This is a genomic window from Lysobacter olei, from assembly GCF_054777355.1.
The window spans coordinates 55,206-66,794 of the sequence record NZ_BAAHAT010000008.1; the positions used below are offsets into that span (position 1 = coordinate 55,206).

The window sequence follows — 11,589 nt, forward strand, 5'->3', positions numbered from 1 at the left end:
GCTGCAATGGAAGAGGGCGGACAGCGATGGAGGCATGGCACGTTTCCCGCGTGGAGGGCGAGCGAAAAACGTCGCAAGGCAATGGCATGCGCGTCCTGCCCCGGCCACGGGCCGAAGCACGTCCCGCCGCGCGCACGGGCGCCGCAGCGGATGCGCACGCCGTCTTCTTTCATCCGGACTATGACCGTCGGCTCCGGCATTGGACCGGATCTGCTGACCTTTCCGCGGCGGGGCCGATGGAAAGCGCTCGCGGGCTCGTTGCCCGGCACGGGGCCGGGCGACCTACCGCCGGTGGGGAGTTGCACCCCGCCCTGAAGACGTCGCGTGTTGCCGCCGAGGCGGCGTGGGCATTCTACCACCCGGTGCCGCGCCCGCCTCGTGGCGGCACGGCCCGATGGTGGAACGCTGTGTTGGCAGCGTGGCGTCCGGCCGCCGCGCCTTCGCCCACAGCCCTGCGGAGCGCCCCTGCAGCGGGTTCGATGCTGCGGCCAGACGCCCAGGGTCCGGAGACATCGTGCGCCCCCCGAGGCGGAGGGCCTCAGGGCTTGCGCCGCAGATGAAGGAACAGCGGCCAGGTGATGGTGCGCAGGTCGGCCGCGTCACCCCAGGCGGCGGCGAGGGCCGGCCCGTGGTGCGCGACCGGGTCGATGCCGGTCGCCGCTTGGCAGCGTGCGCTCGCCGACATGCTGCCCAGGTAACGCAGGAAGTGGCCCAGCGGCCATTCGGCCTCCAGCCACAACGTGGGTGTCGGCAACGCCGGGAACGGCCAGTCGTAGCCGGCGTAGCGCGCATCGATCTGCGCGCGCTCCGGCGGCCAGTACGGCTCGATGCGGGCGCGGAATGCTTCCACCGCTTCCACCATGCCCTCGGGGGCGAGGAAGTCGGGATAGCCCCACGCCGCCAGCACGCCACCCGGCGCCAGCACGCGCTGGCATTCGGCGAAGAACTTCGGCCGGTCGAACCAGTGCAGCGCCTGCGCGACGGCGATCAATTGCACGGAGCCTCCGGGCAGCGCAGTGCGCTCGCCGGGCTCGACCGCCAGGGACACACGGGGGGCTGCCGACGGCAGCGTCGTGCCCGATTCATCCGCGGGGCCGATGCGCGCGGGCGCGACGGTCGGGCTGGAGTCGCCTAGGCTGGCCGCGCCGGCATGGGCCCAATGCTGGGCCAGTTGCTGCGCGCTGGGATCGGTGGCGTGCACATGAGCGAAGCGCGCGGCCAGCCCGCGGGTGGCCTGGCCGCTGCCGCAGCCGGGCTCCCACACCCGCGCACCTGCCGGCACGTGCGCGGCGATCGCGTCGAACAGTGCATCGGGATACTCGGGCCGCGCGGCGGCATAGGCATCGGCGATGCCGGAGAAGTGGTCCTTGAAGCCGCTCGTGCCCATGCGGTGCCTCGCCCTTCGTTGATCCCGGTCCGCTGGGGACCGGCCCTTCCAGCGCTCCTGCGATCGCCGCGTGCTTCTAGCCCGTGTGCACCGGCTGCAGCAGCAACCGCACGTCGTGGCCGATGTAGCGCGACTCGACGACGCGCAGGTGATGACGCTCGGCCATGGTGGTGATGCCCAGGCCATCGAACATCGGCCGGGCGTTCTCGCCCAGCAACACGGGCGCCACGTACAGCAGGATTTCGTCTACCAGCCCCGCGGCCAAGAATGCGCCGGCCAGGGTGGCGCCCGCTTCGATCTGTACCTCGTTGATCTCGCGCGCGGCGAGCAGCTTGAGCACGGCCTCGAGGTCGAACAGGCCGCCCTTCACCGGTGCGGACGCGACCTGCGCGGTCAGACCGCGCGGCAGCTTGGCATCGGGTGCGTGGATGTAGAGTGTCGGCGCGTCGCCCTCGCGCACGCGGCCGCGGGCGACGGTGGCCAACCCGGGGTCGAGCACCACGCGCAACGGCGGCAGGAACGGCGTGTCATCGCCGAGGCGCACGGTCAGCGACGGGTCGTCGGCGAGCACGGTGCCGGCGCCGGTGAGGATGGCCCCGGCCCGCGCGCGCCAAAGCTGCACGTCGTGGCGCGAGGCTTCGCCGCTGATCCACTTGGATTCGCCGTTATTGAGCGCGGTGCGGCCGTCGAGGCTGGTCGCCAGCTTGACCCGCACCCATGGGCGTCCGCGCTCGTGCCGCGAGAGGAAGCCGCGATTGAGCGCGCGCGCATCACCGGCCATCAGGCCGCATGCGACGGCGATGCCAGCGGCCTGCAGCTTGTCAAAACCGGCGCCGTCGACCTGCGGAAACGGGTCCCGCATGGCGGCGACGACCCGCGAAACGCCGGCCGCAATCAGCGCCTCGGCACAGGGTCCGGTACGACCGGTGTGCGCGCAGGGTTCGAGTGACACGTATGCGGTGGCGCCCTTGGCCCGCTCGCCCGCCTGCTGCAGCGCATGCACCTCGGCATGCGCCTCGCCGGCACGCACGTGCCAGCCCTCGCCCACCACCTCATCGCCATGGGCGATGACGCAACCGACCATCGGGTTGGGACGGGTGGTGTAGGCGCCACGCTCGGCCAGGCGGATGGCGCGGGCCATCATGGCGTGGTCGGTGGCGGAAAAGTGGTCCATCGGTCCTCCAGAAGCGGACGTCGTCACTGCCGGCACGGCCAAGCACTGACGGCTGCCAACACCCTCAGCGCTTGCGCCCCTTGGCGACGGGCTCCGCCTCGCCTTCCAGCAACGGCAGTTGCCCTTCACCGCCGTGGTCGCTTTCCAGACGATCGAGTTCCTCGCGGAAGTCGGCCACGTCCTGGAAGTCGCGATACACGGAGGCGAAGCGCACGTAGCCCACGTGGTCCAGCTTGCGCAACTCGCTCATCACGAACTCGCCCAGCCGGCGCGAGGGCAGCTCGCGCTCGGCGGTCATGCGCGCACGGTGCACCACGGCGCGGACCGCGGCCTCGATCTGCTCCTCCGACACCGGCCGCTTCTGCAATGCGCGGTCAAAGCCGCTGCGCAGCTTGCGCGCATCGAACGCCTCGCGGCGCCCATCGCTCTTCACGATGGCCGGCAGCTTCAGCTCGATGGTTTCCAAGGTGGAAAAGCGCTCGCCGCAGGCTTCGCAGACGCGGCGGCGGCGTATGGTGGCACCGTCGTCGGACACGCGCGAATCGATCACGCGGGTGTCCAGGTGCTGGCAGAAGGGGCAATGCATGCGTTTAGCTTAAATGCAGACGCCCCGCATGAGCGGGGCGTCGTGTGCATCAACCGTAAACCGGGAACTGCTGGCACTGTTTGCTGACGTTCTCGCGCACCCCCGCAATGACCTTGTCGTCATTGGGGTTGTCGAGCACGTCGCAGATCCACTCGGCCAGCGCCACGCAGTCGGCTTCCTTGTAGCCGCGGGTGGTGACGGCCGGGGTGCCGATGCGCAGGCCCGAGGTCACGAACGGCGAGCGCGGGTCGTTGGGCACGGAGTTCTTGTTGACGGTGATGTGCGCCTTGCCCAGCGCGGCTTCCGCGTCCTTGCCGCTGACGTCCTTGCCGATCATGTCGATCAGCATCAGGTGGTTCTCGGTGCCGCCGGACACGATCTTGTAGCCGCGCGCGATGATGGTCTTGGCCATCGCCTGCGCGTTCTTGACGACCTGCTCCTGGTAGGCCTTGAACTCCGGCTGCAGCGCTTCCTTGAAGGCCACGGCCTTGGCCGCGATCACGTGCATCAGCGGACCGCCCTGGATGCCCGGGAAGACGATGCTCTGCAGCTTCTTCACCAGCTCCTCGGACGGGTCCTTGGCGACGATGATGCCGCCGCGCGGGCCGCGCAGGGTCTTGTGCGTGGTCGAGGTGACCACGTGCGCGTGCGGCAGCGGATTCGGGTACACCCCGGCGGCAACCAGGCCGGCGACGTGCGCCATGTCCACGAACAGGTAGGCCCCGACCTTGTCGGCGATGGCGCGGAAGCGCGCCCAGTCGATCTTCTGCGAATAGGCGGAGAAGCCGGCGACGACCATCTTCGGCTTGTGCTCCAGCGCCAGGCGCTCGACTTCGTCGTAGTCGATCAGGCCCCGGTCGTTGACGCCGTACTGGATGGCGTTGAGCAGCTTGCCGGAGATGTTGACCTTGGCGCCGTGGGTCAGGTGACCGCCGTGGGCCAGGCTCATGCCGAGGATGGTGTCACCCGGGTTGAGCAGGGCGAAGTACACGGCCTGGTTGGCCTGCGAGCCGGAGTGCGGCTGCACGTTGGCGTAGTCGGCGCCGAACAGCTGCTTCAGGCGCTCGATGGCCAGGTTCTCGGCCACGTCCACGTATTCGCAGCCACCGTAGTAGCGCTTGCCCGGGTAGCCTTCGGCGTACTTGTTGGTCAGCTGGCTGCCCTGCGCTTCCATCACCAGCGGGCTGGCGTAGTTTTCGGAGGCGATCAGCTCGACGTGGTCTTCCTGGCGGCGGGTCTCGTCGGCGATGGCCTTGGCGAGTTCAGGGTCAAAAGCTTCGATACGGGCATTGCGCTGGAACATTGCCACTCCGACGGGATGGGGGGGGTTGGGGGGAGAATGGTCAAGTGTAGCGGCCGTGAACGGTCCCGGACCACTGAGGCCGCAAGGCTCCGGCGCCGCACAGCCTGCTCAGCGCCGGGTTGCCCGGCGTCCTGCCCAGACCAGATAACCCGCCATCACCGGGTCGAAGGCCAGCCCCCGCCGCCCCGGACCCCGCGCCACGGCGGCTTCGACCCTTCGAACACGTCCGCCGGGGCCCCGGCGGAGATGAAGCCCCGGCAACCTGCCACGGCCATCCGGTCGCCGCGCGTGGCAGTCGGCCCCCACATCCGCGATAATGGCGTGATCCCCAGATTCCCCGGCCCTGCCCCGTGCAGGTCGCCGCCGTATGCCCAGCGTCGCCCCCCGGGCGCCGCGCCCGACCGGAGCACCCATGTCGCAATTCATCTACACCATGAACGGTGTCAGCAAGACCGTTCCGCCCAAGCGCCAGATCATCAAGGACATCTCGCTGTCCTTCTTCCCGGGCGCGAAGATCGGCCTGCTGGGCCTCAACGGCGCGGGCAAGTCGACCGTGCTGAAGATCATGGCCGGCGTGGACAAGGACTTCACCGGCGAAGCGCGCCCGCAACCGGGCATCAAGGTCGGCTACCTGGCACAGGAGCCGCAGCTGGACCCGACCCACACCGTGCGCCAGGCGGTGGAAGTGGGCCTGGGCGAGATCATCAACGCTCAGCACGCGCTGGACGCGGTCTATGCCGCGTACGCCGAGGAAGGCGCCGACTTCGACAAGCTCGCGGCCGAGCAGCAGCGCCTGGAGGCCATCCTTGCCTCGGGCGATGCGCACATGATGGAACAGCAGTTGGAAGTGGCCGCCGACGCGCTGCGCCTGCCGCCGTGGGATGCGGTGATCGGCAACCTGTCGGGCGGTGAAAAGCGCCGCGTCGCGCTGTGCCAGCTGCTGCTGCAGAAGCCGGACATGCTCCTGCTCGACGAACCGACCAACCACCTCGACGCCGAGTCGGTGGAATGGCTGGAGCAGTTCCTCGCCCGCTACACCGGCACCGTGGTGGCCGTCACCCACGACCGCTACTTCCTCGACAACGCCGCCGAGTGGATCCTCGAGCTCGACCGCGGCCGCGGCATCCCGTGGAAGGGCAACTACACCGACTGGCTGGTGCAGAAGGAAGAGCGCCTGAAGCAGGAAGAGAACCAGGAAAAGGCGCGGCAGAGGGCCATCGCCAAGGAACTGGAATGGGCGCGACAAAACGCCAAGGGCGGCCGTTCGAAGGGCAAGGCCCGTCTGGCCCGCCTGGACGAGCTGCAGTCGGTCGACTACCAGCGCCGCAACGAAACGAACGAAATCTTCATTCCGCCGGGCGAGCGCCTGGGTAACTCGGTCATCGAGTTCAAGCACGTCACCAAAAAGTTCGGCGACCGCCTGCTGATCGACGACCTCAGCTTCATCGTGCCGCCGGGCGCGATCGTCGGCATCATCGGCCCCAACGGCGCCGGCAAGTCGACGCTGTTCAAGATGATCACCGGACAGGAGAAGCCCGACTCCGGCGAGATCGTGACCGGCCCGACCGTGAAGCTGGCCTACGTCGACCAGAGCCGCGACAAGCTGGAAGGCGACCACAACGTGTTCCAGGAAGTCTCCGGCGGCCTGGACATCCTCAACATCAACGGCGTGGAGATCCAGTCGCGCGCCTACATCGGTCGCTTCAACTTCAAGGGCCAGGACCAGCAGAAGCTGGTGGGCTCGCTGTCCGGTGGTGAGCGTGGCCGCCTGCACATGGCCAAGACCCTGCTTCAGGGCGGCAACGTGCTGCTGCTCGACGAACCGTCCAATGACCTGGACATCGAAACCCTGCGCGCGCTGGAAGACGCGCTGCTGGAGTTCCCGGGCAACACCTTCGTGATCTCGCACGACCGCTGGTTCCTGGACCGCATCGCCACGCACATCCTCGCCTTCGAAGGCGATTCGCACGTGGAGTTCTTCCAGGGCAACTACCGCGAGTACGAGGAAGACAAGAAGCGTCGCCTGGGCGCGGAAGGTGCGCAGCCGCACCGCCTGCGCTTCAAGGCACTGAAGTAAGCCACGACGAAGACGCCCACGCCGAGTGGGCGTCTTCGCATGCACGCAAGGCCGTTCCGGCAGACCGGAAACACGTTGCGCGACGGCGCGAACCACGCACCGCACGCAGACCCGCCACGAGCCACCGCCCGGTGCGCAGGCCACAGGAGTCGACGATGAATTTCATGCAGCAGCTGCGCAACCGCTGGGAACAGGCCAATTCGCTGGTCTGCGTGGGCCTGGACCCGGAGCCGGCGAAGTTCCCGGCGAAGTTCGCCGGCGACCCGGACGCGGTGCTGCATTTCTGCATCGACATCGTCGACGCCACCGCCGAATACGCCTGCGCGTTCAAGCCGCAGATCGCGCACTTCGCCGCACTGGGTGAGGAAGCCGCGCTGCAGCGCCTGATCGCGCATATACATGCGCGCCATCCCGGCATCCCGGTGATCCTGGACAGCAAGCGTGGCGACATCGGCAGCACCGCGCAGCATTACGCCACCGAAGCGTTCGACCGCTATGCCGCCGATGCGGTCACCGCCAACCCCTACCTGGGCCGCGACTCGGTGCAGCCGTTCCTCGACCGTGCCGACCGCGGCGTGGTGATCCTGTGCCGCACCTCCAACCCGGGCGCCGGGGACCTGCAGGACCTGGTGGTCGATGGCCGCCCGCTGTACCAGCACGTGGCCGAGAAGGTCGCACGCGAATGGAACGGCAACGGCAACTGCGCCCTGGTCGTCGGTGCGACCTGGCCGGAGCAACTGCGCGAAGTGCGCGCCATCGTCGGCGACGTGCCCTTCCTGGTGCCCGGCGTGGGCGCGCAAGGTGGCGATGCAGGGGCGGTGGTGCGCAACGCACGCACCGCCGACGGCACCGGCCTGATGATCAGCAGCTCGCGCGCGGTGCTGTATGCCTCGCGTGGCGAGGATTACGCCGAGGCGGCCGCGGCCGCCGCTAAGGCCCTGCGCGACGAGATCAACCTGCACCGTTGATGGGTTGTTGCCCGGCGCAGCGGTCAGCGTTTCAGCGCCGCCCGGACCACCGACAGCGGGAAGCGCAGCCAGATCGCGACGAAGACGGCCGCGCGGATGATGGGGCCACGTCGCGATGACTCGAACTTGCTGAAATAGCGCCACAGCCCGCGGTGTTTGTGCCATTCGACGAACACCGGGCGCGAGCGGCTGGACACACCGCGCACATGCAGCACGCGCACCGCATTGGCCACGGCCACCTGCCCGCCCGCATCGCGCACGCGCCGGCACAGGTCGAGGTCCTCCGCATGCAAGCGGTAGCCTTCGTCGAACCCGCCGATGCGCTGGAACAGGCCACGCGGCATCAGCATCAGCGCCCCTGACACGGCCTCGACCGCCTGCAGCGAAAGGCCAACGTCGATGGGCACGGCAAGCTGCGACTTGCCGGCCGGGTTGCGCAGCACGCCCTGTAGCATCCGCGCGAAGTCGGGGTCGCGGCGGCGCGCGGCGGGGTCGCGGCGACCCTTCTCGTCCACCAGGTCGGCCCCCACCAGCGTCGGCGGTTCGTTGGGCGCGAGGGCCAGCAGACGGCTAAAGGTGTCCGCCTCCACCAGGCAATCCGGGTTCACGAACGCCAGCCACGGGGTGGCCACTTCCCGCGCGCCCTGGTTGCAGGCGACGGAAAAGCCCGGGTTGTCAGGGTTGGCAATGAAGCGCACGCGCGGATCGGCGAGCGCATGGCGCTGCACGACTTCCAGCGTGTCATCACGGGAGTCGTTGTCGACCACGCGGATGGCACCGATGTCGGCGGCGACGCGCAGCCGCGCGAGGCACGCATCGATGGTGCTCGCGCTCTGGTAGGTGACGACGATCGCACCGACGCGGCCACTCCCGGCAGCGACGCTCATGCCACGGGCCTCGCGGCATCGACGGACGCAGCATCGACGGGGTCGAACAGATCGGGTTGCGGCTCCGGCGGGCCGAGCGTGGCGAGAAGGCGTGACAACTGATCGCGCGTGCCACGCAGCGGGTCCTGCATCAGGAACTGGGCCAGGCGGGCATGCCAATCCGGCCAGCGCACCGCGAGCCGGTCCATGTCGCCATCGGCGGGCACGCCCTCGGTCGGGCGCGCCACGAACGCCGTATCGCACAGCACGTTGCGCCAACCCAGCCCCGCCAGGCGCAAGGAAAGGTCGATCAGCGCCGCATACCAGGAGCCATAACTGTCGGCATCCAGCCCACCGGCGCGCGCGCGGGCAGCGCCGCGTAACAGCACGGCGTGCCCCACGGCGGCCGGCAGCTCAGGCAGCAACGCCGGCATGTGCGCGGCGGCGTGGGCCAGTCGCAAAGGCTCGGTGGGCATTGGTGCGATCTCACCAATGCGCGGCCAGGCCGCCACTTCGCCGGCGTTGGACCACGGCGTCACGGTGCCGATGGCGCCATCGGCCCGGAGGCTGGCCGCCATGCGCTCCAGCCAGCCCGGCAAGGGCACCGCATCGGGTGCCAGCACGACCACGTCCATGCCATCGCAGGCCGCCAGTGCCTGGTCCAGGTGCGTGACTTCGCCGACACCGCGCTGGCGGCGGGTGTAGTCGGCTTTTAGGCGCGTACGCGCCATCCAGCGTTCGACGATGGCGTAGCCACGCGGGCCGGCGCAGGCGTCGTCGGCCAGCCACACCCGCGTGCCAGCGGGCGTGCAGGCCTCCAACGCGGCAAGGCAGGCATCGAGGGCGTCGTCGTCGCTGCCCACCGGCAGCAGCACGATGGGCAATCCGCCCGGCACTTCACCCATGCCCACGCCCTGCTTCGACCATCAGAACGCCCGCTTGGCCGGCAGCGGCTTCAACGCGCGGAAGCGCTGGCCGTACTCGTCGGTCAGGTCACGCGCTTCCTGCGGGTTGCGGATGATGGTGGGCGTCAGCAGCACGACCACTTCGCTGCGCGTGGTGGTGGTCGAGCGCGTGCCGAACAGCCCACCGATGATCGGAAGGCGGCTGAGGCCCGGCAGGCCGGACGAACCCTTGGTCACGCCATCGCTGATCAGGCCGGCCAGCATCACCGTGTCGCCGCTTTGCACCGCGGCCTCGGTCTTGAGCTTGCGGGTGTTGACCGGCGGATTGCAGGCGCCCTCGAAGTCGGCATCGGAGCAGCGCGCGGGCAGCGGGCCGGGCGAGCTGACCTCCTGCACCAGGTCGAGGAACACCATCCCGTCCTTGCTCACGCGCGGGCGCACCTTGAGGATCACGCCGGTGTCGAGGTACTGCACCTGGCCATAGGACGTATTCACGCCCGTGCCCGGATTGACCGTCACCGACTCAATCGGAATGCGGGTGCCCACGTTCAACGTGGCCTCGGCGTTGTTGCGCACCACGACCGAGGGGGTCTGCAGCAGCTTGAGGTCGGTGACTTCGTCCAGTGCGGTGATCACCGCGGCGGCGTTCTTGCCCAGGAACGTCCAGCCCATGCCGCCCGAGCCGACCACGCCGGAGATGTCACCCCAGATGCTGCGGCCGAGCGCGCTGGGCAGGCCGGCGCCGCCGTCCTCCACCGCCGCCGACACGGCGTTTTCGAAGTACCAGTTGACGCCGTAGCTGAGGTCGCCGGTCAGGGAGACTTCCACCACCTGCGCCTCGATCTGGACCTGCATCGGCATTACGTCCAGGCGCTCGATCACCTCGAGGATGGAACGCCAGGCTGCGGGGTTGGCGCGCACCAGCAGCGAGTTGGTCTCCTCCACCGCCGACACGCCCACGCGGCTGCCCTCCACGTCCAGCGTGACCGCGCCATTGCCGCCGCTGCTGCGCGGGTTCAGCGCCATGCCTTCGCCCATGCCGCCGCTCGTTCCGGTGCTGCTGCCGCTGGCACTGCCGCCTTCGCCTGTCATCTGGGCCACGCTGCCGTTGCCGCCGTCCTTTAGCTCCACCGACTCCAGCCCCGGCATCAGCGATGGCGCGCCATTGCCGCCGGCGTTGCCGCCGCCGGTGCTGCCAAACACTTCGGCCAGGCGATCCGCAAGGTCCTTGGCCTTGATGTACTTCAACTCGTAGGTGAACAGCTGCGACTCGCCGCCTGCGCCGTCAATGCGCTCCAGCCACGTGCGGATGTCGTCCAGGTACGCGGCCTGCGGGGTGATCACCAGCACCGCGTTGGCGCCCTCCAAAGGCATGAAGCGGAACATGCCGGCCACCGGCGTCTTGCTCTGCTCGCCAAACACCTTTTCCAGGTCGGCCACCACCTTGCTTGCCTTGCCGGACTTCAGTGGGAACACGCCCACCGACATGCCCGACAGCCAGTCGACGTCGAAGACCTGGATGGTGCGCAGGTAGTTCTCCAGTTCGGCGCGCGTACCGCTGACCGTGATCACGTTGCGCGCGCCGTCCACGCCAACCACCGCATTGGGTCGGGCGTAAGGCTTGAGGATCTTCTCCATTTCGCTGGCCGAAACGTAGCGCAACGGCACGGTACGCACTTCGAAACCGCGCGCGGTCGCCGCGGGGCCGGTGCGGGCGGCGACATTGCCGGCCATCGCCTGGTCGGCCGGCACGATGTTGTAGCGCCCACCGCTGTAGACCATGCGGGCATTGTTCCAGCCCAGCACCATCTCCAGCAGGTTCATCGCGTCGGCCGGGCTGACCGGCTTGGGCGTGGCCAGCGTCACGGTGCCCTGCACGCCCGGCGCGATCACGTAGTTCTGGCCCAGCATGTCGCCCAGGATGGCCTTGACCACCGCGTGCAGCGACTCGCCTTCGAAGTTGAAGGTGGCCTGCCCGGTGCTGCCCCCGAAATTGGGCGGCGGCGCCGCGGCGGCACTGCGGTTGATGACTTGTCCCGTGCCACGGCGGATCTGCGGCTGCGGACCGGCCTCACTGGCGGCGAGTGGCTCGCTCCGCACGCCTCCGCCCATCGTGGCGGCGGCTGGAGCGGCAGACGCGCGCTGCAATGCGACCGGGTCGGCTTCGCGGCTCACCTTGGCCTGGGGCACCGTGGTGCACGACGTGGCAAACGCCACGCTGCAGCCGAGCCACAACGCCCGTGTGAGTGGCGTGCCGGTCGCCGGATGGACTGCCGCCCGGCTCTGGCCGGTGCGCACGCGCTTGGGGTCGGAAGAAGTCATG

The 11,589-nt window shown here is 69.2% G+C and carries 9 protein-coding genes and 1 riboswitch; of the genes, 2 read left to right on the forward strand and 7 right to left on the reverse strand.

What is annotated here, in order from left to right:
- Positions 1 to 157 precede the first annotated feature (157 nt).
- A riboswitch (FMN riboswitch) is annotated at positions 158 to 323 on the reverse strand.
- A 215-nt stretch (positions 324 to 538) separates the two neighbouring features.
- The 4 genes from ACYVBS_RS12315 to glyA form a co-directional block, all read right to left on the reverse strand.
- On the reverse strand, positions 539 to 1,387 hold the full coding sequence (locus tag ACYVBS_RS12315) for a class I SAM-dependent methyltransferase (RefSeq protein ID WP_460823960.1): 849 nt from the start codon (positions 1,385 to 1,387) through the stop codon (positions 539 to 541).
- A 76-nt stretch (positions 1,388 to 1,463) separates the two neighbouring features.
- Positions 1,464 to 2,561, reverse strand: coding sequence for a bifunctional diaminohydroxyphosphoribosylaminopyrimidine deaminase/5-amino-6-(5-phosphoribosylamino)uracil reductase RibD (ribD, locus tag ACYVBS_RS12320; protein ID WP_460823961.1), 1,098 nt, complete (start codon positions 2,559 to 2,561; stop codon positions 1,464 to 1,466).
- A 64-nt stretch (positions 2,562 to 2,625) separates the two neighbouring features.
- Positions 2,626 to 3,147, reverse strand: coding sequence for a transcriptional regulator NrdR (gene nrdR / locus ACYVBS_RS12325; protein ID WP_460823962.1), 522 nt, complete (start codon positions 3,145 to 3,147; stop codon positions 2,626 to 2,628).
- 49 nt (positions 3,148 to 3,196) lie between these two features.
- A complete protein-coding gene (gene glyA, locus ACYVBS_RS12330) occupies positions 3,197 to 4,450 on the reverse strand; it encodes a serine hydroxymethyltransferase (protein ID WP_460823963.1) in 1,254 nt (417 codons plus the stop codon).
- Positions 4,451 to 4,862: 412 nt separating this feature from the next.
- On the opposite strand from glyA, the gene ettA reads away from it, so the two are divergent.
- Positions 4,863 to 6,527 carry an energy-dependent translational throttle protein EttA gene (ettA, locus tag ACYVBS_RS12335; protein ID WP_460823964.1) on the forward strand — a complete coding sequence of 555 codons (1,665 nt, stop codon included), beginning with the start codon at positions 4,863 to 4,865 and terminating at the stop codon, positions 6,525 to 6,527.
- Positions 6,528 to 6,682: 155 nt separating this feature from the next.
- The gene (pyrF, locus tag ACYVBS_RS12340) at positions 6,683 to 7,495 is read left to right on the forward strand and encodes an orotidine-5'-phosphate decarboxylase (protein ID WP_460823965.1); all 813 of its coding nucleotides are present in this window, start codon (positions 6,683 to 6,685) and stop codon (positions 7,493 to 7,495) included.
- Between the two features lie 23 nt (positions 7,496 to 7,518).
- Here the strand turns inward: pyrF and ACYVBS_RS12345 are convergent, their stop codons facing one another.
- From ACYVBS_RS12345 to gspD, 3 genes are read right to left on the reverse strand one after another with little or no spacing between them, the layout of a single operon-like run.
- The gene (locus ACYVBS_RS12345) at positions 7,519 to 8,382 is read right to left on the reverse strand and encodes a glycosyltransferase family 2 protein (RefSeq protein WP_460823966.1); all 864 of its coding nucleotides are present in this window, start codon (positions 8,380 to 8,382) and stop codon (positions 7,519 to 7,521) included.
- Positions 8,379 to 9,266, reverse strand: a complete 888-nt coding sequence (locus ACYVBS_RS12350; RefSeq protein WP_460823967.1) for a glycosyltransferase family 2 protein — start codon at positions 9,264 to 9,266, stop codon at positions 8,379 to 8,381. The genes ACYVBS_RS12345 and ACYVBS_RS12350 overlap by 4 nt, the downstream gene beginning before the upstream one ends.
- Before the next feature lie 21 nt (positions 9,267 to 9,287).
- Positions 9,288 to 11,588, reverse strand: coding sequence for a type II secretion system secretin GspD (gene gspD / locus ACYVBS_RS12355; protein ID WP_460823968.1), 2,301 nt, complete (start codon positions 11,586 to 11,588; stop codon positions 9,288 to 9,290).
- Between the last annotated feature and the right edge of the window lies 1 nt (position 11,589).